General features: G+C 60.6%; 21 protein-coding genes. 6 read left to right on the top strand and 15 right to left on the bottom strand.

The genetic code is table 11. The annotated features are described in order from the left end of the window. Positions 1 to 4 precede the first annotated feature (4 nt). Complete coding sequence (gene efeU / locus ACIF4X_RS01285) at positions 5 to 853, bottom strand: iron uptake transporter permease EfeU (protein ID WP_397480606.1); 849 nt, start codon at positions 851 to 853, stop codon at positions 5 to 7. 283 nt (positions 854 to 1136) lie between these two features. Between efeU and ACIF4X_RS01280 the strand changes: the two genes are divergently transcribed. From ACIF4X_RS01280 to ACIF4X_RS01255, 6 genes are all read left to right on the top strand, one after another. After that, positions 1137 to 2153, top strand: a complete 1017-nt coding sequence (locus tag ACIF4X_RS01280; protein WP_397480712.1) for an AraC family transcriptional regulator — start codon at positions 1137 to 1139, stop codon at positions 2151 to 2153. Positions 2154 to 2426: 273 nt separating this feature from the next. Then, positions 2427 to 4091, top strand: coding sequence for an AMP-binding protein (locus ACIF4X_RS01275; protein WP_397480605.1), 1665 nt, complete (start codon positions 2427 to 2429; stop codon positions 4089 to 4091). A gap of 16 nt (positions 4092 to 4107) precedes the next feature. Continuing rightward, positions 4108 to 4869, top strand: a complete 762-nt coding sequence (locus tag ACIF4X_RS01270) for an SDR family NAD(P)-dependent oxidoreductase (RefSeq protein WP_397480604.1) — start codon at positions 4108 to 4110, stop codon at positions 4867 to 4869. A 12-nt stretch (positions 4870 to 4881) separates the two neighbouring features. Then, positions 4882 to 6075: an acetyl-CoA C-acyltransferase gene (locus ACIF4X_RS01265; RefSeq protein ID WP_397480603.1), complete on the top strand. Its 1194-nt coding sequence runs from the start codon at positions 4882 to 4884 to the stop codon at positions 6073 to 6075. A gap of 141 nt (positions 6076 to 6216) precedes the next feature. Next, complete coding sequence (locus tag ACIF4X_RS01260) at positions 6217 to 7344, top strand: acyl-CoA dehydrogenase (RefSeq protein WP_064118161.1); 1128 nt, start codon at positions 6217 to 6219, stop codon at positions 7342 to 7344. Positions 7345 to 7359: 15 nt separating this feature from the next. Then, positions 7360 to 8133 (top strand): enoyl-CoA hydratase, encoded by a 774-nt coding sequence (locus tag ACIF4X_RS01255; protein WP_397480602.1) that lies wholly within the window; start codon positions 7360 to 7362, stop codon positions 8131 to 8133. A gap of 226 nt (positions 8134 to 8359) precedes the next feature. Here the strand turns inward: ACIF4X_RS01255 and ACIF4X_RS01250 are convergent, their stop codons facing one another. The 14 genes from ACIF4X_RS01250 to arnB all read right to left on the bottom strand — a co-directional run bounded on the left by ACIF4X_RS01250 (position 8360) and on the right by arnB (position 23917). Next, positions 8360 to 9511 (bottom strand): acyl-CoA dehydrogenase family protein, encoded by a 1152-nt coding sequence (locus tag ACIF4X_RS01250; protein ID WP_397480601.1) that lies wholly within the window; start codon positions 9509 to 9511, stop codon positions 8360 to 8362. Between the two features lie 3 nt (positions 9512 to 9514). Continuing rightward, the gene (locus ACIF4X_RS01245; RefSeq protein WP_397480600.1) at positions 9515 to 10621 is read right to left on the bottom strand and encodes an enoyl-CoA hydratase/isomerase family protein; all 1107 of its coding nucleotides are present in this window, start codon (positions 10619 to 10621) and stop codon (positions 9515 to 9517) included. A 208-nt stretch (positions 10622 to 10829) separates the two neighbouring features. Continuing rightward, on the bottom strand, positions 10830 to 11516 hold the full coding sequence (locus ACIF4X_RS01240) for an HPP family protein (protein ID WP_397480599.1): 687 nt from the start codon (positions 11514 to 11516) through the stop codon (positions 10830 to 10832). Positions 11517 to 11673: 157 nt separating this feature from the next. Then, entirely contained in the window at positions 11674 to 12852 is a 1179-nt protein-coding gene (locus ACIF4X_RS01235; protein ID WP_397480598.1) for an MFS transporter, read from the bottom strand. A 111-nt stretch (positions 12853 to 12963) separates the two neighbouring features. Next, entirely contained in the window at positions 12964 to 13482 is a 519-nt protein-coding gene (locus ACIF4X_RS01230; protein WP_397480597.1) for a GNAT family N-acetyltransferase, read from the bottom strand. A 36-nt stretch (positions 13483 to 13518) separates the two neighbouring features. Beyond that, positions 13519 to 15114, bottom strand: a complete 1596-nt coding sequence (locus ACIF4X_RS01225) for an ArnT family glycosyltransferase (RefSeq protein ID WP_397480596.1) — start codon at positions 15112 to 15114, stop codon at positions 13519 to 13521. After that, entirely contained in the window at positions 15111 to 16490 is a 1380-nt protein-coding gene (locus ACIF4X_RS01220) for a UDP-glucose dehydrogenase family protein (RefSeq protein WP_397480595.1), read from the bottom strand. Before ACIF4X_RS01220 ends, ACIF4X_RS01225 begins: the two co-directional genes overlap by 4 nt. Then, positions 16487 to 16891 carry a 4-amino-4-deoxy-L-arabinose-phosphoundecaprenol flippase subunit ArnF gene (gene arnF, locus ACIF4X_RS01215; RefSeq protein WP_397480594.1) on the bottom strand — a complete coding sequence of 135 codons (405 nt, stop codon included), beginning with the start codon at positions 16889 to 16891 and terminating at the stop codon, positions 16487 to 16489. The genes ACIF4X_RS01220 and arnF overlap by 4 nt, the downstream gene beginning before the upstream one ends. Then, complete coding sequence (arnE, locus tag ACIF4X_RS01210; protein WP_397480593.1) at positions 16888 to 17232, bottom strand: 4-amino-4-deoxy-L-arabinose-phosphoundecaprenol flippase subunit ArnE; 345 nt, start codon at positions 17230 to 17232, stop codon at positions 16888 to 16890. Before arnE ends, arnF begins: the two co-directional genes overlap by 4 nt. Beyond that, entirely contained in the window at positions 17229 to 18881 is a 1653-nt protein-coding gene (gene arnT, locus ACIF4X_RS01205) for a lipid IV(A) 4-amino-4-deoxy-L-arabinosyltransferase (protein ID WP_397480592.1), read from the bottom strand. The genes arnE and arnT overlap by 4 nt, the downstream gene beginning before the upstream one ends. Then, positions 18878 to 19762, bottom strand: a complete 885-nt coding sequence (arnD, locus tag ACIF4X_RS01200) for a 4-deoxy-4-formamido-L-arabinose-phosphoundecaprenol deformylase (protein WP_397480591.1) — start codon at positions 19760 to 19762, stop codon at positions 18878 to 18880. Before arnD ends, arnT begins: the two co-directional genes overlap by 4 nt. Further along, positions 19762 to 21753: a bifunctional UDP-4-amino-4-deoxy-L-arabinose formyltransferase/UDP-glucuronic acid oxidase ArnA gene (gene arnA / locus ACIF4X_RS01195; RefSeq protein ID WP_397480590.1), complete on the bottom strand. Its 1992-nt coding sequence runs from the start codon at positions 21751 to 21753 to the stop codon at positions 19762 to 19764. The genes arnD and arnA overlap by 1 nt, the downstream gene beginning before the upstream one ends. After that, positions 21750 to 22772, bottom strand: coding sequence for an undecaprenyl-phosphate 4-deoxy-4-formamido-L-arabinose transferase (gene arnC / locus ACIF4X_RS01190; RefSeq protein ID WP_397480589.1), 1023 nt, complete (start codon positions 22770 to 22772; stop codon positions 21750 to 21752). The genes arnA and arnC overlap by 4 nt, the downstream gene beginning before the upstream one ends. Beyond that, complete coding sequence (arnB, locus tag ACIF4X_RS01185) at positions 22769 to 23917, bottom strand: UDP-4-amino-4-deoxy-L-arabinose aminotransferase (protein WP_397480588.1); 1149 nt, start codon at positions 23915 to 23917, stop codon at positions 22769 to 22771. Before arnB ends, arnC begins: the two co-directional genes overlap by 4 nt. Positions 23918 to 24123: the final 206 nt, after the last annotated feature.

The following is a 24123-nucleotide window of genomic DNA, read 5'->3' as shown; positions in this document are numbered from 1 at the left end:
GCCCTTATTGGCTGGAAACTGAAGACGATTTGGCGGCTTTGGGGGTCGCCGGCGCGGCGGGATAGAAAAACATCACCAGCGCCACCACCAGATAAATCAGATACGCGCCGAGGGTGCTGACGGTCGGCGTGTCCTGATACCCGAACATGCCGGCCAGCACCGAGCCCAGCGGGCCGTCCATCGGCAGCGTCGCACTGAAGTCGAACAGCACGGTTTGCAGGTGATTCCACAGCCCGGCTTCATGCAGGGCCTGCACCGAGTTGGCGAGAATCCCGGCGGCGACCACCAGAATGAACAACCCGGTCCATTTGAAAAACGCCGAAAGGTTGAGGCGCATGCTGCCGCTGTAGATCAGGAAACCGACGATAATCGCCAGAATCAGGCCGAGCAGGGCACCGATCGGCGCGCTCGGGCCTTCGCTTTGCTGGAACACGGCGAGCAGGAAGAACACCGTTTCCAGACCTTCACGGGCGACGGCGAAGAAGACCATGGCGATCAGCGCAATGACCTGATGCTTTGAAGAGGTCAACGCGTGATCCAGCGAGGCTTGCAGCGAATGCTTGATCGAGCGCGCAACCTTGCGCATCCAGAACACCATGGAACTGAGAATGCCCACGGCCACCAGGCCGACGATGCCTTCGAACAATTCCTGCTGCTTTTGCGGGAATTCGGCGCTGACCAGTTCCAGGCCTCCACCGACCAGAAGGGCGAGGGCCGCGGCAAGGAAAACCCCGATCCACACCGCAGGCATCCACTGGCCTCTGCCAGTTTGCTGAAGGTAACTGGCAATGATGCCAACGATCAGCGCGGCTTCAATGCCTTCGCGCAGCATGATCAGAAAAGGAACGAGCATTCGGTATCCAACAAGTCATTTGAAGAGGTTACAAGTTGTAACATAATGACAACCATTCTCACATGACAATCATTGACACAAACCTGAACAGTAGCTGAACAAGTTAAAGAACAACCATTCTCATGCGGGTGAAGCGGAACTCTGTAGGAGCTGCCGAAGGCTGCGATCTCTTGTTCCTTTTTTGGAATCAAAAGATCGCAGCCTTCGGCAGCTCCTACATGGGATTTGTGGTGTTTGAGGTAAGATGCCTGCCACTCAAAAACAACAAGGTCCACCGCGTTCCATGTCGGAAAAAGACACCATCGCCGTTCAACTGGTGCGTGAAGCACTGCTGCAAAGTTGTGCCCCGGGCGTGGCCACGGAAGAAGTCTTGAACAAGGTCGGGATTGCTCCGGCGCTGCTGCAAACAGGGCACGGCCGGGTGGCGGCCTCGCAGTACGCCAGGCTTTGGCGCCTGCTGGCCCGGCGCGGCGATGACGAGTTTTTCGGCATGGATCCGCGCAAGCTCAAATCCGGCAGCCTGGAGTTCCTGTGCCGCAGCGCCCTGGCGCAACCGACGCTGGCGGCGGGGTTGAGCACGGGTTTGAGTTTTCTGTCACTGATGCTGGAACGCCTGCCGGCGCAACTGGTGCACCAGCAAAGTCTGGCGGAAATCGTTCTGCTGGAAGATGACCCCGAACCGCGGCGCGCCTTCACTTATTTCACTTATTGGATGATCGTCCACGGTGTGGCCTGCTGGCTGGCGGGGCGGCGAATTCCGATTCTGGCCATTGAACTGCGCTGCCCAGCGCCGGATTTCATCGATGACTATCGGGTGATGTTCTCGGAAAACCTGCGTTTTGATCGGCCCCGGACCCGGATGATTTTCTCTGCCGATTGCCTCGATCTGCCGATCAAACGCACGGCCGAGGAGCTGAAACGCTTTCTGGCTCACGCCCCGGCCAACATTCTGGTCAAGTACCGCGACCCGGAGAGCCTGGCCAGTCGGATCAAACAGGATTTGCGGCAACTGCCGGCTGAGCAATGGCCGGAAACCGAGGCTTTGGCACAGCAATTGTGCATGTCGGCCTCGACGTTGCGCCGGCGTCTGGCGGAGGAAGGGCAGACCTATCAGGGGCTCAAGGACAGTGTGCGCAAGGAGTTGGCGATCGTTTGGCTGGCGGAGCCTTCGATCAGTTTTGTCGAGATTGCGGCGCGGTTGGGGTTTGCCGATGCGAGCTCGTTTTACAAGGCGTTTCGCAAATGGTCGGGGTCGAATCCCGGGCACTACCGCACGCTGATCCTCAATGAAGTTGTCTGATCCAACACCTCCCGCCGCTTGATCGTTCCCACGCTCCGCGTGGGAATGCCTCAAGGGACGCTCCGCGTTCCAGCTCTTGAGCGGACGCGGAGCGTCCGAGGCTGCATTACCACGCAGAGCGTGGGAACGATCAGTGTGAGTGTGGTAGCAGTCTTGGCCAAACCAGTCAGCCACATTGATGGCTTTGACCATTGCCGCCGCAGCCCCACAGCGCGACTATCCCTCTGTTGTTTACGGTTCCCGGCCTAATAAAAACACAGAGGGATTCTGGCAATGCGCGATTACTTGTCTGCCACCGCACAGTTCAACTATCAGCACACCGTGGATGCCGCGCTCAGCGGTACGCTTGAGGCGCTCAACGCCTGCGTCGAATGTTGCGACCGTCATGCCTTGCCTGGGCGCATTGCCTTGTTCTGGGAAGGCCGCGACGGTGCCAGTGCGACGTACACCTTCAGCGATCTGCAAGACAAAGCCGCGCGTTTTGCCAATTTCCTCCTCGCGCAAGGCGTGCAGAAGGGCGACAAAGTCGCCGGCCTGCTGCCGCGCAACATCGAATTGCTCATCACCGTGTTCGCCACCTGGCGCATCGGCGCGGTGTATCAACCATTATTCACCGCGTTCGGCCCCAAAGCCCTCGAACATCGCCTGAACAGCTCCGGCGCCAAAGTCGTGGTGACCGATGCGGTCAACCGGCCGAAACTCGCTGAAGTCGCCGATTGCCCAACCCTCGTTACTGTCGGCGGCGCGAAAGGTCAGGGCATTGTCCGTGGCGATTTCAGTTTCTGGGCCGAACTGGCCAACTATTCCAACGTCTGCGAACCGGTGCTGCTGAGCGGCGAAGACCCGTTTTTGCTGATGTTCACCTCGGGCACCACCGGTCCGTCGAAAGCGCTGTCGGTACCGCTCAAAGCCATCGTCGCGTTCCAGAGTTACACCCGCGATGCCGTCGATCTGCGCCCGGAAGACTCGTTCTGGAACGTCGCCGATCCGGGCTGGGCCTACGGCATCTACTTTGGCGTGACCGGCCCGTTGTCGATGGGCCACCCAATCACTTTCTACGACGGCCCGTTCACCCTCGAAAGCACCTGCCGGATGATCAACAAGTACGGCATCACCAACCTCACCGGTTCGCCGACGGCTTATCGTCTGCTGATTGCCGGCGGTGACCAGTTCGCCAAGTCGATCAAGGGCAAGTTGCGCATCGTCAGCAGCGCCGGCGAGCCGCTGAACCCGGAAGTGATCCGCTGGTTCGCCGACAACCTCGACGTGGTCATTCACGACCATTACGGTCAGACCGAACTGGGCATGGTGCTGTGCAACCACCACGGTCTCGACCACGCGGTTCACGTCGGCGCCGCCGGTTTCGCCTCGCCGGGCCATCGCATCGTTGTGCTCGATGACCTGTACAACGAACTCGGTGTCGGCCAGCCCGGCATTCTTGCCATCGACCGGCCGCAATCACCGATGTGCTGGTTCGGTGGCTACGAAGGCGCGCCGACCAAAGCCTTCGTCGGCGATTACTACCTTAGCGGCGACACCGTGGAATGGAACGGTGACGGCAGCATCAGCTTCGTCGGCCGCAGCGATGACGTCATCACCACCTCCGGCTACCGCGTCGGCCCCTTCGATGTGGAAAGCGCGCTGATCGAACACCCGGCGGTGGTCGAAGCGGCGGTCGTCGGCAAACCGGATCCGGAGCGCACCGAACTGGTCAAAGCCTTCGTGGTGCTGAGCGCGCAATACCGTGCGGCGCCGGAGCTTGCCGAAGAACTGCGTCAACATGTGCGCAAACGTCTGGCCGCGCATTCGTACCCGCGTGAAATCGAATTTGTCAGCGAATTGCCCAAGACCCCGAGTGGCAAATTGCAGCGCTTTATCTTGCGCAACCAGGAAATCGCCAAGGCTCAAGAGGCCGCGGCACATAACGTGTCAGCTTGAATCAGGAAATACAGTCATGCAGATCGAGAACAAGGTTTTTATCGTCACCGGCGGCGCCTCCGGCCTCGGTGCCGCCACCGCGGAATTGCTGGTCAGTGCCGGTGCCAAAGTGATGCTGGTGGACATGAACGCCGAAGCGGTCGCCGCTCAGGCTCAACGTCTCGGCGCACAGAGTGTCGTCGCCGACATCAGCAACGAAGCCGCCGCCGAAGCTGCGGTACAAGCGACGGTCGCCGCGTTTGGCAGCGTCAACGGTCTGGTCAACTGCGCCGGTATCGTCCGTGGCGAGAAAATTCTCGGCAAGAACGGCCCGCATGCGCTGAGCAGTTTCGCGCAAGTGATCAACGTCAACCTGATCGGCAGCTTCAACATGTTGCGCCTGGCCGCTGCGGCGATTGCCGAATCCGAGGCGAACGCAGACGGCGAGCGCGGTGTGATCATCAACACTGCGTCGGTAGCAGCCTTCGACGGCCAGATCGGCCAGGCGGCATATTCCGCTTCGAAAGGCGCGATCGCCAGCCTGACCCTGCCGGCCGCCCGTGAACTGGCGCGTTTCGGCATCCGTGTGATGACCATCGCGCCGGGCATTTTCGAAACGCCGATGATGGCCGGGATGACCCCGGAAGTGCGTGACTCGCTGGCCGCCGGCGTGCCGTTCCCGCCGCGCCTGGGCAAGCCTGCCGAGTACGCTGCACTGGTTCGGCATATCATCGAAAACAGCATGCTCAACGGCGAGGTGATCCGTCTCGACGGCGCCTTGCGCATGGCCGCCAAGTAAGGAGGAATTGTCATGACTATTTCCAACGATCCGATTGTTATCGTCAGCGCCGTGCGCACGCCAATGGGCGGTTTTCAGGGCGAACTGAAAAGCCTCACCGCGCCGCAACTCGGCGCTGCGGCGATCAAAGCCGCAGTGGAACGTGCCGGTGTCGCCAGTGACGCGGTCGATGAAGTGTTGTTCGGTTGCGTACTGCCGGCCGGCCTCGGTCAGGCACCGGCGCGTCAGGCTGCGCTCGGCGCCGGGCTGGATAAATCGACCCGCTGCACCACCGTCAACAAGATGTGCGGTTCGGGCATGGAAACCACCATTCTGGCTCACGACATGCTGGTGGCTGGCAGTGCCGACGTGGTGATTGCAGGTGGTATGGAAAGCATGTCCAACTCGCCATATCTGCTCGATCGTGCTCGCGCTGGTTATCGCATGGGCCATGGCCGCGTGCTTGACTCGATGTTCCTCGACGGCCTCGAAGACGCCTACGACAAGGGACGTCTGATGGGCACCTTCGCCGAGGATTGCGCCGAAACCAATGGCTTCAGCCGTGAGGCGCAAGACGCGTTTGCCATCGCCTCGACCACCCGCGCGCAGCAGGCAATCAAGGACGGCAGTTTCAAGGACGAAATCGTCCCGCTGACCGTGACCGTCGGCAAAGAGCAGGTGCTGATCAGCCATGACGAGCAGCCACCGAAAGCCAAACTCGACAAGGTCGCCTCGCTGAAACCGGCATTCCGCGAAGGCGGCACGGTAACAGCGGCGAACTCCAGTTCGATTTCTGACGGTGCGGCGGCGCTGGTGCTGATGCGCCAGTCGCAGGCGCAGAAACTCGGGCTGAAACCGTTGGCCGTGATCCATGGCCACGCGGCGTTCGCTGATACCCCGGGCCTGTTCCCGGTGGCGCCGATTGGTGCGATCAAGAAGCTGATCAAGAAAACCGGCTGGTCGCTGGGGGACGTCGATTTGTTCGAAGTGAACGAAGCGTTTGCTGTGGTGGGCATGGCGGCGATGACGCATCTGGAAATTCCCCATGACAAGCTGAATGTGCATGGCGGTGCCTGTGCGCTGGGCCACCCGATCGGCGCGTCGGGGGCGCGGATTCTGGTGACGTTGCTCTCGGCGCTGCGCCAGAGAAAACAGAAACGCGGCATTGCGGCGATCTGCATCGGCGGCGGCGAAGCGACGGCCATGGCCGTGGAATGCGTTTACTAACGTTGACACTGGACCCTGTGGGAGCGGGCTTGCCCGCGATGGCGGTGAGTCAGGCAACCAATATGTTCACTGACACGGCCCCATCGCTGGCAAGCCAGCTCCCACAAGGGTGTTGTGTTCACCGGATTTTAAGGATTCACCATGATTCCCAACGAAGACCAAACCCAGATCCGCGACATGGCCCGGCAGTTCGCCGAGGAACGCCTGAAGCCGTTCGCCGCCGAGTGGGATCGCGAGCACCGTTTCCCCAAGGAAGCCATCGGTCAAATGGCTGAACTGGGCTTCTTCGGCATGCTCGTGCCGGAACAGTGGGGCGGTTGCGACACCGGTTACCTGGCGTACGCCATGGCCCTGGAAGAAATCGCCGCCGGTGACGGCGCCTGCTCGACGATCATGAGCGTGCACAACTCGGTCGGTTGCGTGCCGATTCTCAAGTTCGGCAACGACGACCAGCGCGAACGTTTCCTCAAGCCGCTGGCCAGCGGCGCCATGCTCGGCGCGTTTGCGCTGACCGAACCGCAAGCCGGTTCCGACGCCAGCAGCCTGAAAACCCGCGCACGGCTGGAAGGCGATCACTACGTGCTGAACGGCTGCAAACAGTTCATCACCTCCGGGCAAAACGCCGGGATCGTCATCGTGTTTGCAGTGACCGATCCGAGCGCCGGCAAGCGCGGCATCAGCGCGTTTATCGTGCCGACCGATTCGCCGGGCTACACAGTCGCTCGCGTCGAAGACAAGCTCGGTCAACATGCGTCCGACACCTGTCAGATTCTCTTCGAAGACGTCAAAGTGCCGGTGGCCAACCGTCTGGGCGAAGAGGGCGAGGGCTACAAAATCGCCCTGGCCAACCTTGAAGGCGGCCGCGTTGGCATCGCCTCACAATCGGTGGGCATGGCCCGTGCGGCATTTGAAGCAGCACGTGATTACGCCCGCGAGCGCGACACCTTCGGCAAGCCGATCATCGAGCATCAGGCCGTGGCTTTCCGCCTGGCTGACATGGCCACGCAGATCGCCGTCGCCCGGCAGATGGTGCATTACGCCGCCGCCCTGCGTGACAGCGGCCAACCGGCACTGGTCGAGGCGTCGATGGCCAAACTGTTCGCCTCGGAAATGGCCGAGAAAGTTTGTTCGATGGCGTTGCAAACCCTCGGTGGTTACGGTTACCTCAACGACTTCCCGCTGGAACGCATCTACCGCGACGTGCGCGTCTGCCAGATCTACGAAGGCACCAGCGACATTCAGCGCATGGTCATTTCGCGCAATCTTTGACAAGGAATTTTACCCATGGCTTACGAAACGATTTTGCTGGAAACCCACGGCCGCGTTGGCCTGATCACCCTCAACCGACCACAAGCGCTGAATGCACTGAACGCGCAACTGGTCAGCGAAGTGAACCAGGCGCTCGATCTGCTGGAAGCGGACGCGAACATCGGTTGCATCGTCCTCACTGGCTCGAAAAAGGCCTTTGCCGCCGGCGCCGACATCAAGGAAATGGCCGAGCTGACCTACCCGCAGATCTACATGGACGACCTGTTCAGCGACAGCGATCGGGTGGCTAACCGCCGTAAACCGATCATTGCGGCGGTCAACGGTTTCGCCCTTGGCGGTGGCTGTGAACTGGCATTGATGTGCGACTTCATTCTGGCCGGTGACAACGCCAAATTCGGCCAACCGGAAATCAATCTTGGTGTGTTACCGGGCATGGGCGGCACCCAGCGTCTGACTCGCGCCGTCGGCAAGGCCAAGGCAATGGAAATGTGCCTGAGCGGGCGCCTGATCGATGCGGTGGAAGCAGAGCGTTGCGGCATCGTCGCGCGCATCGTGCCCAGCGATGAGCTGCTCGATGAAGCGCTGAAAGTGGCGGCAGTGATCGCCAGCAAGTCGCTGCCGATTGCGATGATGGTCAAGGAAAGCGTGAATCGCGCCTTCGAAGTCAACCTGACGGAAGGCGTGCGGTTTGAGCGCCGCGTATTCCATGCAGCGTTTGCCACACAGGATCAGAAGGAAGGGATGGCGGCGTTTATTGCCAAGCGTGAAGCTGAGTTCAAGGGCAAGTAATGCGTCTAGAGCGAAAAGCCCCTCACCCTAACCCTCTCCCAAAGGGAGAGGGGACTGATTGGGGGATGTTTTAGATGTACGCCGACCTGAAAGTGCTTTATTGAATCCATAATCGCCTCGGTCTTTCAGGTCGATGTATAACGCCAGACACCTCGGTCGGCTCCCTCTCCCTCTGGGCGGTCCGACGTTTCGGGAGGGCTGGGGTGAGGGAAAGGGGCCAACACCCTTACAACTGATAGTTCTTCAACTCCCGCGCAATCACCATCCGCTGAATCTCGCTCGAGCCTTCATAGATCTGGGTAATCCGCGCATCACGGTAGTACTTCTCGACCGGATAATCCTCCAGATACCCATACCCGCCATGAATCTGAATCGCTGAAGAGCAGACCTTCTCGGCCATTTCCGACGCAAACAGCTTGGCCTGCGAAGCCTCCGACAGGCACGGCTTGCCCGCCGTGCGCAGTCGCGCCGCATGCAGGATCATCAAGCGCGCGGCGTTGATTTGCATGTGCATGTCGGCCAACAGGTTGGCGATGCTCTGGTGCTCATTGATCGGTTTGCCGAACTGAATACGGTCGCGCGAATACGTCAGCGCCGCTTCAAACGCCGCGCGGGCAATGCCCAAAGCCTGCGCCGCGATGCCAATGCGTCCGCCCTCAAGGTTGGACAGGGCGATCGCCAGACCTTTGCCGCGCGCTCCCAGCAGATTGGCCTCGGGAATGCTGCAGTTGTTCAGCGTCACCGCACAGGTGTCGGAGGCGCGGATGCCCATCTTGTGTTCGGTGCGATCCACGATAAAACCGGCGGTATCGGTCGGTACCAGAAAGGCCGAAATACCTTTCTTGCCCAGGTCCGGATCCGTCACCGCAAACACGATCGCCAACTTCGCCCGTTTGCCGTTGCTGACAAATTGCTTGGCGCCATTGATCACCCATTGACCGTCACGCAGTTCGGCGCGGGTGCGCAGGTTGTGCGCTTCGGAACCGGCCTGTGGTTCGGTCAGGCAGAAGCAGCCGATGGTTTGCCCGCTGGCCAGATCCGCCAGCCAAGTCTGTTTCTGCGCTTCGCTGCCGTAGTTGAGCACCGGGCCGCAACCGACCGAGTTGTGGATGCTCATGAACGCGCCGGTCGCGCCGTCACCGGCGGAAATCTCTTCCACGGCCAAGGCGTAGGCGACGTAATCGACGTAAGTGCCGCCCCATTCCTCAGGCACCACCATGCCAAGCAAACCGAGTTCACCCATCTTCGCAACGAGCGCGTCATCGATCCAGCCAGCCTTTTCCCAAGCCTGCGCGTGGGGCGCGATTTCGCCACGGGCAAAGTCCCGGGCCATGTCGCGGATCATCACTTGTTCTTCAGTCAGTTCGAGATCGTGCATGGCTCAGCTCCCGCTCTCATCAAAGCCTTCGAAGAAACTCGCGACATGGCCTGCGTCAAGCGCAGCCAGGGTCGGCGGGTTCCAGCGCGGTGTCTTGTCTTTATCGATCAGCAGCGCGCGTACGCCTTCGATCAGGTCGCCACGGGCGAACCACTGGCGATCCAGATGCAACTCCAGCGCGAAGCAATGTTCCAGGCTCAAGTGACGACCGCGACGGAGCATTTCCAGGGTCACCGCCATGGCCAGCGGTGAACGGGTTTCCAGCAGATTGGCCGTAGCAGTCGCCCATTCGTGGCTGTCGGCAACGGTCACCGCGCGCATTTGTTCGACCATGCTCGGTACGTCCGGCAGGGCGAAGAAGTGATCGATGGCCGGGCGCAATGCCTCCAGCGGTGCATCGGGCAGGGTTTGCACGGCGTGCTTGGCCAGCAGGTTTTGCAGCGCCTTGAGCGGCGTATCCTGCCATTCCATCTGATCAAGTCGTTCGTCAAGCAGCACCAGTTTACTGCTGTCCAGATACCAGTCGGCGAGGCCGCAATACAGCGCATCGGCCGCCCGGATCTGCACGCCGCTGACGCCCAGATAAATCCCCAGCTCACCGGGAATGCGTGGCAGGAAATAACTGCCACCGACATCCGGGAAATAACCGATGGCCACTTCCGGCATCGCCAGTCGGCTCCGCTCGGTGACTACGCGCAGATCGGCGCCTTGCACCAGGCCCATGCCACCGCCGAGGACAAAACCGTCCATCAAGGCCAGTACCGGTTTGCGGTAGTGATGAATCGTCAGGTCGAGGGCATATTCCTCAACGAAGAAATCTTCGTGCAGCGTGTCGCCGCTTTTGAAACTGTCGTAAAGGGAACGGATGTCGCCACCAGCACAGAAGGCTTTTTCACCGGCACCGCGCAGGACCACCGCATGCACATTGGCGTCAGTCGCCCAGGCATCGAGCTGCTGTTGCAGCAAACGCACCATGTCCAGGGTGATGGCATTGAGACCGGCGGGGCGGTTGAGGGTCAGGTGACCGATGTGGTTGCGAACCTCGGCCAGCACTTCGTGTTGCGTGGCGTCCATGGATTGGGTCCGCGGGGATGAAGCCTGAGCAGTCATCAGTAACTCCCTGCTTTTATTGTCTTTATTCGAAAAGCTCGCGCGCGAGCGTTACCGGATCGTAACAGTGCAAATTTGCCGTGTACAACGTGGATATGTGCAGGGCCTGTCTGCGTTTTTACCGTAGGAGCTGCCGAAGGCTGCGATCTTTTGATCTTTAAAATCAAGATCAAAAGATCGCAGCCTGCGGCCGCTCCTACACAGGGGGTCAGCTGAAGGTTTGGGTAATGCTGCGGCGCTTGGCGTGCAGTTCGCTGGCGTGGATCAGTTGTTCGAGATCTTCGGGGGTGATGTCGATGAAAGCTTCCATGTCGGCCAACGCGAGCTTGAGGTCTTCGGCGGTGATGGCCTGACTGTCGACGGGCGCAACGATCGGCGCCGGTTCAGCCGGTCGTTTTGGATAACGAATGCGCGTCAGGTTGTTGTAGGCCAAGGCACTGAGCAGCATGCTCGCCGCGCCGAGCATTACCGGTTCCATGGCTTTCCAGTCCAGGGCGATGGTCGCCGGATCAGCCAGAACCAGCGTCAGCGCTAACGCCCCGGCCGGTGGATGCAGGCAACGCAGCCAGCACATCAGAATCAGCGCCATGCCCGCCGCCAGGCAGGCGCTGCCGAGCGTGCGCCCGAGTACATGCGCCACCAGCAGTGCGACGACGCCGGCACACAAATAACCACCGAGAATCGACCACGGCTGAGCGAGAGCACCGGAGGAAACGGCAAACAGCAGCACGGCCGAGGCGCCCAGCGGGCCGATCAGGTGATAGGCGACTTCATGGCCAAACACCTGCGCGCACAACCACACACTGAGCAACGTGCCCAGCGCCATGCCGATGGCGGCGCGGCTCCATTCGGTCGGGCGGGTATTGATGGCGGCAGGCAACCAGCGAGCGAGCATGTGAATCCGATCCTTGCAGCAAATTCGAGGCAAAAAAAAGGACTTGTCCGGCAAATCCGGAAAGCCCTCGAAGCGTTCCAACATTGGGGGAGGAACGTGCACAGTGTGCCGATCAAAATCGATGCTGACAAATTCATATTAATGAAGACTTAGTGCATTAATATTGAATTGAAGCGACGCGACGGCCACTCACGAAGCACAAGTAGCCGCCCACCGCCGCCAGTGCGCTCAAGGCATAGAACATGCTCGGCGCCGGTGTGTGCATCAGCATAAATCCGCACATGACTGGACTGGCCGCGCCACCCAGCGCCGCCAGATTCTGCGCGCCGTAATAGCTGCCGCGCAGTGCTTCCGGGGCGAGGGTGTCGACGAACAGAAAGTCGGCCGGGTAAATGATCATCTCGCCCAACGTGAAGATGAACATCGCCACGCACCAACCGACCAGACTGTCGGCCAGACTGAAGCCGATCAGACCGACGATGAACAACGCGGTGCCGGCGGCAATCCAGTAGCGCAGGTGTTCACGGGTGAGTAATCGGCCGATCTGGTATTGCAACACAATCACCGTGATTGCGTTGCAGGCGAGCAGGGCGGCCATGGTATCCAGCGTCTGTTGCTGGGTGTGGGTGACCAGCAGGTATTGCGACAGGTACAGGGTGAAACGCCCATGCACCAGCGTGCTGAGCAGGCAACCCAGGGTAAACAGGATCATCGTGCGGTCGTTTTTCAGGATGATCAGGGTTTTCAGAAAACTTTGTGGCTGAGCGACCGGGGCGACCGGATTCACTTCGCGCACGGCACCGAACAGCAGAAAGATGCTGCCGATGGCAATCGCGCCCGCGACGATAAACGGCGCTGAAGGTTGAACGCCGGCAATCACCACGCCGATCATCGGGCCGACGGCGTAACCGATGTTGGTCAATGTGTAGTTGAGGGAAAACGCCTTGACCCGCTGGCCCACCGGCAGGTTTTCACTGAGGATGGCTTTGGAGCAGATGAGGAACAGCGCCGACGCCGTTTCGCTGATGATCAGCACCAGGGTAACCAGATACAGATTCTGCGCGAAGGTCAGCAGGATCAGACCGAAACCGCTGGAAAGCATGGTCAGAATCAGCAACTGGCGCTTGTCCAGCCGATCGATGATGTAACCACCGTACAGCGACAACAACGTGGCGCTGAGCACCGCGATCCCCAGCAGCAGGCCGACATCTTGCGGGTTGAGTTCGAGCTTGTTGCTGAGGAACAGCGTCAGTAGCGGGCTGATCAGCGCACGGCTGACGACGACGGTCAGCGAACTGATCATCAACCGGCGGATGAGGCGCGAGTAGGTGGCCACGAAGGGTCAATGTCCTTATTTCAAATGCCTGGCGGGCGTACGTCATCCTTACCGGACATCCACCACCGGTCAAGCTGCCATAACACCCTCCCACAGGGATTTGTGTTGTCTTCAGGAAAGGGGCAGGCGCATGGCGCAGCGCCGCTCTGCGGGAAAGCCATAGTGGGCTTCGGCTTGCAGCGTCTCATGCAAATGGCGATCAGCCTGTGCAAACGTCAGCTCGGCAAATCCCATCCGTTGATAAAACGGCGCATTCCATGGCAGGTCGCGAAAAGTGGTCAGCGTCACTGAATTCAATTGCATCGCGCGCGCTTGTTCAATGACGGCCGCAACCAGTGCGCGACCCATGCCTTGTCCTTGAAAAGCCTGACCGACGGATAGCTCCTCAATGTGCATGTGCTGATCGATGCCTACAGCACGAACAAATCCAGTCAGTTGCCCATCGCTATTTGCAGCAACCCACACGTACGCCTGTTCGATGGCCTGCAGATGTTGGGCTGCATCGGGCACTTCGGCATCAGCCAGCCACGCCAACGGCGGGTCAAGACGAAACAATTGCGCTGCCGAACGCTCGATCGCGGGGAGGGCCACCGCGTCAGCAAGGCTGGCGCGGCGTACGTCGAAAGTCATGTTGAGGCGCATCCTGCCGGTCAAGAGCCCGACAGGTTACGGCTTCAGCCACAGTAATACATAGTCGTTTTTATCAAAACGCCCGTTCAACACGGGCTGCGCGCTCGCCAGCGGCGTGCCCTTGAGAGATGGCAGATCACTGCGATCCATCATCAGCCACGCCGGACCTTTGAGCGTCTCCAGTTGCTGCACCGAGTCGCTGAACTGCGGTTGCAGATCTTGCGAGAGATTGACCATGAACTTGATGGCCTTCGCGTCTTTACCCATGCCGTGCAACACCAGTGGCGCGGGGTTTTGCTGAACCTTGGCGAACGCTGCACGACTGAAAACCTGTGTGTCGTACAGGCGACGCTCCACCGGTTCAAACACTGCCGCGTACACCGTCCACACCGCTAACACGGCACACAACGCCAATACCTCGGTGCGCCAGCGCGCAACCAATAATCGCGAGAGCGCCAGCAGTTGCAGCACGCCCAACGCGATCAAAACTATAGAAACCTCACCCAATTGCTCGGGAAAGCGCCGTCGGGCGACCAGCAAAACCACCAGCAACAAGCCCGGCGTGACCAGCCACAAGCCCATGATCAAGGCGCGCAAATAGCGGAACATCCGCCCGTGCGCCACCTGAAACGGATACGCCGCAATGATCGCCGCCATCGGCAGCATCGGCAGCAGATAACGGGCCTTCTTCGCCTGCGGAATCGACAGCCCGACCATCACAATCAACCCCGCTGCCGCGCAATACTGCACCAGACGCAACGCCGGGCCACGCTGCTGCGGTTTGCTCAGCCACGCTGCCGCCAGCACCAACAAGGCCAATGGGTAGGCCAACGCATAGTTGCCGAACGAACTGCTGAAGTAATACAGCGAACCACTGACGCCTTCGCTGCCGTCCATGCGCCCCATGAACTGCATGCGGATCACGTCCTGCATGAACGCCGGACCACCGCTGACCTGCGCCAGCCACAACAACAGCCCGACACACGCGACCAGCAACGCCGAAGCCAGCACACCGAACACCAGCAACCGCGGCCATTCACGGTTGAGCAGGTAATAGCTGCAGAGCATGCCGGTCGGCACCACCAGCCCCATCGGCCCGCGAATACCGAACCCCAGCAACAGCAATACGAAGATCAACGGCCAGTGACGTCTGCCACCAAAATGATCACGGGCATAACCCAGATAAAACAGCGCAAACGCCACCGCCGCGAGCATCAAGTCCTGCGACACCGCGCGTACTTCAGTGACAAAGCCACCGGTGAGCATCAGCAGCGCGATACTGATCAACGCCCAGCGCCGCGAGTACGGCGCCAACAGTCGGTACATCAACGTCACGATCAGCGCGCCGGCGATCGCACTCGGCGCCCACGCGGTCAACGCATTCACTGCGCCAAACGGCGACGACAGCAGCCAGATAAACAGCGTCGAAACCGCTGAATAATCCGCGTACGGCTGACCATAGGTGGTCGGAAACACCGTCGGCCCATGGCGCAGCATTTCCTGTGCGAACAACACAAACCGCGAATCGAAACCGATAGGGGCCTGCCCATAGACCCCGGCCATGAACACTAAAAACGCCAGCAGCCCTGCGATCAGGGACTGCCGGCGAATCTCAGGCGTTAACGCTATCAAGCGACGTCGGACGCGTGCGGCCACTGTTGCAGCGGGATCGGCAATGTGCGCGATTCGCCACGGCCCATCGGGAAGTAATGGAAGCCATTGCGCGCCAGACGCTCGGCGTCGTACAAGTTGCGCCCGTCGAAAATCACCGGGGTGTTGAGGCGTTGTTTGATCAGCTCGAAATCCGGCGCCTTGAACTGCTGCCATTCGGTGCAGATGATCAGTGCGTCTGCGCCGGGCAGTACCGACTCAGGCGTGCCCATCAGCATCAGTTTCGATTCGTCCGGGTAAAGGTTCTGGGTTTCCTGCATGGCTTCCGGATCGAACGCGCGCACGCTGGCACCGGCGGCCCACAACTCTTCCAGCAAGACGCGGCTCGGCGCGTCGCGCATGTCGTCGGTGTTCGGTTTGAATGCCAGGCCCCAGAGGGCGAAGGTCTTGCCGCGCAGGTCGCCCTTGTAGAACGCGTTGATACGCTCGAACAACTTGTGTTTCTGCCGCTGGTTGATCGCCTCGACCGCTTGCAGCAGATCGCTGGAGCAATGCGCCTCTTCGGCACTGTGGATCAACGCGCGCATGTCTTTGGGGAAGCACGAACCGCCATAGCCGCAGCCCGGGTAGATGAAGTGGTAACCGATGCGCGTATCGGCACCGATGCCCTGACGCACTGACTCGATGTCGGCGCCCAAGTGCTCGGCGAGTTCGGCGATCTGGTTGATGAAGCTGATCTTGGTCGCCAGCATGCAGTTGGCGGCGTATTTGGTCAGCTCGGCGCTGCGCAGGTCCATGAACATGATGCGGTCGTGGTTGCGGTTGAACGGTGAATACAAGTCACGCATCACGTCGCGCACCTCATCACCTTCGCAGCCGATGACGATACGATCCGGACGGCGGCAGTCGGCAACCGCCGAGCCTTCCTTGAGGAATTCCGGGTTGGAGACGATATCGAACTGCAGCAGACGACCGACCTTGATCAAGGCTTTTTCAATGTGCGTGCGCAGGGTGTCGCCAGTGCCCACCGGCACCGTGGATTTTTCCACCAGAATCAATGGCTGTTCACGATGGCGGGCAATCGCGTCACCCACCGACAGCACGTAACGCAGATCCGCCGAGCCGTCCTCACGCGACGGCGTACCCACCGCAATGAACGCTACCCGCCCGTGCTGCACGGCGAGTTTTTCATCGGTGGTGAATTGCAGGCGTTTGGAGTCGAGACCTTCGCGCACCAGGCTGGCCAGCCCCGGTTCGAAAATGCTGACGTGACCCTGGCGCAACAGGTCGACCTTCTTCTGGTCGACGTCCATGCACACGACATCATGGCCGACTTCGGCCAACACAGCCGCTTGCACCAGACCGACGTAACCGCTGCCAAATACTGTGATTCTCATGGAGCACTCCTGAATTCGGGCGCACGAGCCGGACGAGTGTTGATGGTGATGACCCCGAGCATGACCAGCGCCACGCCCAGTGATTTAGTGAAACTGAAGGATTCGTTGAACAGCGGCAGACTGGCCGCCAACAGATACACCAGCGCGTAGCTGATGCTCAGCAGTGAGTAAGCCCGGCCCAGCGGCAGATCGCGCAGGGCGGCGAGCCAGCAGAGCATCGACAGGGCGTAGGCGAAGATCGCCGCAATGACCACGGCCAGCGCGCGCCAGTCGAGGCTGTCGATGTGCAGCCATTGGTCAGGTGCGGGTATACGGGTCATGCTCCAGCGCATGCCCAGTTGCGCAGCGCTGACGAGGAACACACTGCCGAGGGCGAAGGTGATGCCACGACGCGGGTTCATGATTGTTGCCCCAACAAAACCACGCCACCGATCACCAACGCCACACCGAGCCAATGCTGACGGTCGATGGGTTCACGGAAGACGAAGCGCGCGATCAGGGTGATCAGCACGAAATTGAGGCTGAGCATCGGGTAGGCGATGCCGACTTCCAGACGCTGCAACACCAGCAGCCAGACCAGCAGACCCGAGCCGAGGGCGAGCAGGGCCAGCCACAACCACGGCGAGCGCAGTTTGTCCGCCCAGCTCGACTCGACGCCGCGCCAGCTCTCCACGGCGTATTTCTGCGCCACTTGGCCCAGACAGGTCAGCAGGCACGCGGCCAACAGCAGCAACAGGCTCATGACGCCTCCTTGGGCAGGATCATGATCACCAGGTTGCCCTGTTCGTAACGGATGCCGTCCTTCGGCAGTCGGTCGATTTCGTCCAGTTCGTCCTGCCCCTTGACGCGCATCACCACGCCGACCGAACCGCTGCGGCGCGCCTCGCGCATCCACTGTTGCACTTGATCGGGATCGACCCGCTGTTGAATGCCGTCAGGATAGGCAAGGCCATATTTCAATTCGCCTATCGTGTTGTACAACGCGACTTGCGGGGTTTTCAGGCGCCAGGCCAGCGCCGAAGCAGCGCCCAGGTCGTTGCTCAGCAGGTGGGTGGTTTGCGAAAGTTCCGTGACGTGATGCTTGATGAACTGATCCGGCATCTTGTTGGCGACCACCGATTTCGGCAGCGCCGCCGGCAACACTGCGATCAGCAACAGGCTGCCGAATGCCGGCGCCGCCCAGCATTGCAGCGGCAGAAAGGCTTGCAGCAGGTTGGCGATGATCCAGCCGATCAGCGCGATAAACACCAGCACCAGACTGTGCAGTTCGTGGTCGTAGACCGGTTTGCTCAGTTGCAGGTACACCAGCGCGATCAATGTGACGACGCCCAGCAACAGATTGAGCAGACCATTGATGCTCAGCGCGCGACCTTGCTCAAGACGCAAGCGGTCGGCCAGCGCGTTGCCCAGCAGCAACGCCATCGGCAGCAGACATGGCAGGATGTAGGTTGGCAATTTGCCGTTGGCCAGACTGAAAAACCCCAGCGGCATCAGCAGCCACAGCAACACAAACACGACTTTTGGCTGGACGCGGCTTTGCCATGCCTGCTTGAACGCAGTCGGCAGCAACCCCACCCACGGCAGACTGAACGCCACCAACAGCGGCAGATAGAACCACCACGGTGCATCATGCTGGGCATCGTCCCCGGCAAAGCGGCGAATGTGTTCGTGCCAGAAGAAGAACCGCCAGTAGTCCGGCTCCTGCGCATGCACCGAAAGCACCCACGGCAGGCTGACAAGGATCGCCACGGCAATCGCCACCGGGCCGAACATCAGCAGTTCACGCCAGCGTTTCTGCCAGAGCATCCACGGCAGCGCAATCAACACCGGCAGCAGCCAGGCGAGAAAACCCTTGGTCATGAAACCCATGCCGCAGGCCAGTCCCAACACTGCCCACGCGGCCATGCGTTTACCCGTGGTCTGGCTGTCGACGGCAAACCACAGCGCCACCAGACTCAGATTGACCCAGAAGGTGAATTGCGGATCGAGGTTGGCGTAACCGGCCTGACCGGCAACCACGGTAAAACTCATGTAGAGCAGGGCGCAGACGAAGCTTTTGCGCGGCTCGTTCCACAAGCGCCGGGCGACCAGATAGCACAGCAACACGCTCAAGCCAGTGCTCAGGGCAGACGCAAAGCGCACGCCGAACAGGTTCTGCCCGAACAACTCCTGCCCCAGTGCGATCATCCAGTAACCGGCAATCGGTTTCTCGAAATAGCGCAGGCTCATGAAGTGCGGCGACACCCAGTTGCCGCTCAGCAGCATGTCCTGACTGATCTGTGCGTAACGGGTTTCGTCGGGAATCCACAAGCCGTGCGTGCCCAGCGGCAGCAGATAGGCCAGCAAGCAAATGACCAGCAACAGCAGTGGCAGCGTCCAGCGTTTAGTCATGCGCCTTGCACTCCCAGCCAGCCTTCACGGCCGTCGAGGGCGCCGCGTTGCACGCGACCCACGGGCAAGGTGTTGAAGAACTCGGGCAGCAAATCGCCCAGCGGTTTGAAGTCGATACCTCGCTGGCGTGCTTCGGCCAGCAGTTGACGAAAATCCTCAGCCATCAGAATCCCTTCTACTTCGGCATGGATGGTGTAGACGTTGAGCTGTTGCGGGCGGAAGTGATCGAGAATGAAACCGTTGAAATCCCGCGCCGCGACGATGGGGCCGACAACCTCGTCGAAGGTCGGCAGGTCCACCGGAATCTGCGGTGTGCCCGGCGTGCCATCGGCCAGCAGCGGACGGAACAGGCGTTGCCCACGGCAATCGCTGTTGTAGCGAAAACCGAAGGCTTGCTTGGCCTCGATCACACGTTCGTCGGCACGCCAACCGGCGGCGGCCGAGCACTCGACTTTCGCGCCGAGAATGTCGCTCAAGGTGTCGACGCCCTGACGGATCTGCTCGATCAGTTGCGCGTTGCTCCAGCGCCCGGCATTGGCTTGCCAGCCGTGGTGATCCCAGGCGTGCAAACCGACTTCATGACCGGCATCGCGGGCCTGACGCATCAGGTGCCCGAGGTCACGGCCAATCGACTTGCCCGGCCACGCAGTGCCGGCCAGCAGAATGTCCCAGCCGTACAGACCGGCGGCGTTGGAGCGGAGCATCTTCCAGAGAAACTGCGGGCGGATCAGGCGCCACAGATGCCGGCCCATGTTGTCGGGGCCGACACTGAAGAAAAACGTTGCCTTGATCTGCGCCTCGTCGAGCATTTCGAGCAGCCGCGGCACCCCTTCACGGGTGCCTCGGTAGGTGTCGACATCGATACGAAGGCCTGCCTGCATTAGCGCTTGTCCGCTTGTTCGAGCATGGCTTCACGCAAGAAGAAATCGAGCGTGTTGCCAATGGTCTCGCGCATTTCCACTGTCGGCGTCCAGTCGAGCAGACGCTTGGCGTTGGCAATGCTTGGTTTGCGGTGCTCGACGTCCTGGTAACCGGCACCGTAGAACGCCTTGCTTTCCACGTCGCGGAAACCGGCGAACGGAGGGAAGTTGTCACGCAGCGGATGCGCTTCGAATTGACGCAGCAGCTCTTCACCCAACTGGCGGATGCTGGCTTCGTTGTCCGGGTTGCCGATGTTGATGATCTGGCCGTTGCAGACGTCGTTGTCGTTGTCGATGATCCGGGCCAGGGCCTCGACGCCGTCAGCGATGTCGGTGAAGCAGCGTTTCTGCTCGCCGCCATCGAACAGGCGAATCGGCGTGCCTTCCACCAGATTGAGGATCAACTGCGTAATGGCGCGGGAGCTGCCGATGCGTGCCGAGTCCAGGCGATCAAGGCGCGGACCCATCCAGTTGAACGGGCGGAACAGGGTGAAATTCAAACCCTTGGCGCCGTACGCCCAGATCACCCGGTCCAGCAGTTGCTTGGACACCGAGTAGATCCAGCGCTGCTTGTTGATCGGGCCGACCACCAGGTTCGACGAGTCTTCGTCAAAATGCTTGTCCTGGCACATGCCATAGACTTCCGAGGTCGACGGAAAGATCACGCGCTTGTTGTACTTGACGCAGTAGCGCACCAGTTTCAGGTTTTCTTCGAAGTCGAGTTCGAACACGCGCAACGGGTTGCGGGTGTATTCGATCGGTGTAGCGATGGCCACCAGCGGCAGGACCACGTCGCACTTCTTGATGTGGTACTCGATCCACTCGGAGTGAATGCTGATGTCGCCTTCGACGTAGTGGAAGTGCGGATGGCTGCGCAGACGGTCGATGGCGTCGGAACCGATGTCCAGGCCATAGACTTCGTAACGGTCATCGCGCAGCAGACGTTCGGACAAGTGATTGCCGATAAAGCCGTTGACGCCGAGGATCAGCACACGGGTGCGACGTGGCGCGCGGCCGGATTCAGCCCCGCGCAGCAGCGAGCCATCGACCAGACCCAGCTCGTTGGCCAGTTGCGGGCCGCTGAGAAACAGACCGTTGTCGTTGCGTTGACCGGAGAGGATCACCAGCGAGTCTTCACCGCAGGCAATGCGCAGCGGATCGACGCTGATCACCCGGCCCGGCGCCTGGCCGTCGTTGCCTTTGACGACTTCGGCACTCCAGACGATCAACTTGTGTTCGCCCACGGCACAGAAGGCGCCCGGATACGGCTGGGTCACCGCACGCACCAGGTTGAACAGTTGCTCCGCCGGTTTGGCCCAGACCAGTTTGCCGTCCGCTGCGGTGCGACGACCGAATACAGTGGCTTTCGATTCGTCCTGCGCAGTTTCGCTGATTTTGCCTTGCAGCATGGCCGGCAAGGTGTCGCGCAGCAGATCCGTCGCGGCGATGCGCAGCTTGCCGTGCAGGCTCAACGCGGTGTCGCTGCGTTCAATGGCAACACGCTGCTGGGCAACGATGGCGCCGGCGTCGGCGCGTTTGACCATGCGGTGCAGGGTGACGCCGGTTTCGGTTTCGCCGTTGACCAGTACCCAGTTCGCCGGGGCGCGGCCACGGTAGCTTGGCAGCAGGGAACCGTGCAGGTTGAACGCGCCTTTTTTGGCCACGGCCAGCAACGGCTCGCTCAGCAGGTTGCGGTAGTAGAAGGAGAAAATATAGTCAGGATCGAGCTTGGCAATCCGCTCGATCCACAGCGGGTGATTGACATCTTCCGGCGCATGCACCGGGATGCCTTTGGTGGCGCACAGTTGCGCAACCGAGCCGTAAAAAGCGTTTTCTTTCGGGTCATCCGCGTGAGTGAACACCGCTGCGATGTCATAGCCGCTGTCGAGCAGGCCTTGAATGCCGGCGCAGCCAATATCGTGGTAAGCGAAGACAACAGTTTTTGCACTCATGAGTGAACCTGACCGGTAGTAGAAGTAGAAGAGAGACCGTCAACAGTGACCGCAGGCGCCGGCTCGGCGGCGTGACTGCGCAAGACTTTTTCAATGAAGAAACGCGGGCGGGCGCGCACGTCGCTGTACATGCGCCCCAGGTATTCGCCGAGCAGACCCATGCCGATGAACTGGCCACCGGTGAACACGAACAGCACGGCGAACAGCACGAACATGCCGTCACCGGCCCAGCCGGAACCGAACGCCAGGCGCATGACGATCAACGCGAAAGCAAACAGCAGGCCCAGACCGGCCATGGTGAAACCGACGATGCTCAGCAGGCGCAACGGCGTGGTGGTCATGCAGGTGATCAAGTCAAACATCAGGTTGATCAAACGCATCGGGCTGTACTTCGAATCGCCGTGTTCGCGCTCGGCATGGGCGACGACGATTTCCGTGGTGTGGCGGGCGAAGCTGTTGGCCAGAATCGGGATGAACGTGCTGCGCTCACGGCAGGCCAGCATCGCGTCGATGATCGTCCGCCGGTAAGCGCGGAGCATGCAGCCGTAATCGCTCATGGCGACGCCGGTGGAGCGCTGCACGGCGAGGTTGATCAGCTTCGACGGGTAGCGGCGCAACGCCGAATCCTGACGATTGCCGCGCACCGTGCCGACCACATCGAAACCCTTTTCGGCTTCAGCGACCAGACGCGGGATTTCTTCCGGCGGGTTCTGCAGGTCGGCGTCGAGGGTGATGACCACATCGCCTTTGCACTGCTCGAAGCCGGCCATGATTGCCGCGTGCTGGCCATAGTTACGATTGAGGATGACCGCCACGAATGGACTGTCTTCACGGCTCGCGGCTTCTTCAAGCAGGTTGGCGGACTCATCACGGCTGCCGTCGTCGACGAGGACAATCTCATAGTCGTGACGCAGCATGCGGCAGGCCGCTTCGGTGCGGCGCAACAGCTCCGGCAGGCTGTCCTGTTCGTTGTAGACCGGGATGACGATCGACACACAGCGGATCGGATAGGGTTTCACAGGCGTTTATCCATAAGAGTGGCGATGGCGCCGACCACACGATCAAGGTCTTGATCGCTCATGTCGGGGAACAACGGAATCGAGCACAGCCGCGCCGAGTTCCATTCGGTGTTGGGCAGGTACAGGTCGGGGTCACGCTGGCGATACCAGGTGTGCAGGTGGGTGGCGATGAAATGGATACCAGTGCCGATGCCCTGGTCCTGCAAGCCTTTCATGAAGGCTTCGCGGTCCATGCCGCAGCGCTCGCTGTCGATGCGCAGGATGAACAGGTGCCAGGCGTGCTGTTGGGCGTAGGCGGGCACGGCCAGCGGTTGCACCGGCAGGCCGTCGAGTTTTTGCCGGTAGGCGGCGGCCAGTTCGCTGCGGCGGGCGTTGATCGCGTCCAGACGCTCAAGCTGTACCAGGGCAATCGCGGCGTTGATGTCGGCGAGGTTGTATTTGAACCCTGGCTCCATCACTTGCGCCTGCGGCTTGCGGCCACCGGTCAGGCGGTCGTAGGCGTCAACGCCCAGACCGTGGAATTTGAGCATGCGCACGCGACTGGCGAGGGCTTCGTTGTCGGTGACGAACATCGCGCCTTCGGCACAGGTCATGTTCTTGATTGCGTGGAAGGAGAAAATCGCCGTGCCTTGCGCACCGACGTGACGGCCCTTGTAGCGGGTGCCAGCAGCGTGGGCGGCGTCTTCGATCACCGCGATGCCGTGTTTGTCGGCCAACGCGTAGAGCGGATCGAGATCGAACGCGGCGCCGGCGTAATGCACCGGGATGATCGCTTTGGTGCGTGGGGTGATGGCGGCTTCGATGCGCGCGGCGTCGGTCATCAGGGTGTCGCGGTCGACGTCGACGAACACCGGTGTGGCGCCGAGCAGCGAGATCATATTGGCGGTCGAGACCCAGGTCTGCGACGGGGTGATGACTTCGTCGCCGGGGCCAATGCCCAAGGCCAGCAAGGTGATGTGCATGCCGCCGGTGGCGGACGAAAGTGCTACCGCGTGACGGCAGCCAACGTAATGCGCGAATTGTTCTTCGAGTGCCTGGTTTTTCGGCCCGGTAGTGATCCAGCCGGAACGCAAGACTTGTTCTACGGCTGCAATTTCTTCATCGCCGATACTTGGACGAGAAAAGGGGAGAAACGCCTGACTCATGAACACCTCATCACAAACGATCAGAAGAAAACCAACTCACCAAATAGGATCCAATTTCAGCGTAGACGCAAAAAACTCCTCTGCATCAATAAGTTGCTGAGACGACTTACCGTCGGTGTGCGGTTGACTTTTGCGGCTTCGCGCGGCAGTTTGGACAGGGCCGACGCAGGATCTGTTGGAATTAAGGTTATGCCCGTTTTTGTGAA

This window comes from Pseudomonas sp. NPDC085632 (assembly GCF_044541255.1).
In the GTDB taxonomy this organism is placed as follows: domain Bacteria; phylum Pseudomonadota; class Gammaproteobacteria; order Pseudomonadales; family Pseudomonadaceae; genus Aquipseudomonas.
Note: the sequence above shows the minus strand (reverse complement) of the source record. Positions and strands in the feature narration are given on the sequence as shown.

Coding starts and splice junctions, on each gene's coding strand:
- efeU (WP_397480606.1), bottom strand. CDS start 853: ATGCTCGTTCCTTTTCTGATCATGCTGCGCGAAGGCATTGAAGCCGCG.
- ACIF4X_RS01280 (WP_397480712.1), top strand. CDS start 1,137: ATGTCGGAAAAAGACACCATCGCCGTTCAACTGGTGCGTGAAGCACTG.
- ACIF4X_RS01275 (WP_397480605.1), top strand. CDS start 2,427: ATGCGCGATTACTTGTCTGCCACCGCACAGTTCAACTATCAGCACACC.
- ACIF4X_RS01270 (WP_397480604.1), top strand. CDS start 4,108: ATGCAGATCGAGAACAAGGTTTTTATCGTCACCGGCGGCGCCTCCGGC.
- ACIF4X_RS01265 (WP_397480603.1), top strand. CDS start 4,882: ATGACTATTTCCAACGATCCGATTGTTATCGTCAGCGCCGTGCGCACG.
- ACIF4X_RS01260 (WP_064118161.1), top strand. CDS start 6,217: ATGATTCCCAACGAAGACCAAACCCAGATCCGCGACATGGCCCGGCAG.
- ACIF4X_RS01255 (WP_397480602.1), top strand. CDS start 7,360: ATGGCTTACGAAACGATTTTGCTGGAAACCCACGGCCGCGTTGGCCTG.
- ACIF4X_RS01250 (WP_397480601.1), bottom strand. CDS start 9,511: ATGCACGATCTCGAACTGACTGAAGAACAAGTGATGATCCGCGACATG.
- ACIF4X_RS01245 (WP_397480600.1), bottom strand. CDS start 10,621: ATGACTGCTCAGGCTTCATCCCCGCGGACCCAATCCATGGACGCCACG.
- ACIF4X_RS01240 (WP_397480599.1), bottom strand. CDS start 11,516: ATGCTCGCTCGCTGGTTGCCTGCCGCCATCAATACCCGCCCGACCGAA.
- ACIF4X_RS01230 (WP_397480597.1), bottom strand. CDS start 13,482: ATGACTTTCGACGTACGCCGCGCCAGCCTTGCTGACGCGGTGGCCCTC.
- ACIF4X_RS01220 (WP_397480595.1), bottom strand. CDS start 16,490: ATGAGAATCACAGTATTTGGCAGCGGTTACGTCGGTCTGGTGCAAGCG.
- arnF (WP_397480594.1), bottom strand. CDS start 16,891: ATGAACCCGCGTCGTGGCATCACCTTCGCCCTCGGCAGTGTGTTCCTC.
- arnE (WP_397480593.1), bottom strand. CDS start 17,232: ATGAGCCTGTTGCTGCTGTTGGCCGCGTGCCTGCTGACCTGTCTGGGC.
- arnT (WP_397480592.1), bottom strand. CDS start 18,881: ATGACTAAACGCTGGACGCTGCCACTGCTGTTGCTGGTCATTTGCTTG.
- arnD (WP_397480591.1), bottom strand. CDS start 19,762: ATGCAGGCAGGCCTTCGTATCGATGTCGACACCTACCGAGGCACCCGT.
- arnA (WP_397480590.1), bottom strand. CDS start 21,753: ATGAGTGCAAAAACTGTTGTCTTCGCTTACCACGATATTGGCTGCGCC.
- arnB (WP_397480588.1), bottom strand. CDS start 23,917: ATGAGTCAGGCGTTTCTCCCCTTTTCTCGTCCAAGTATCGGCGATGAA.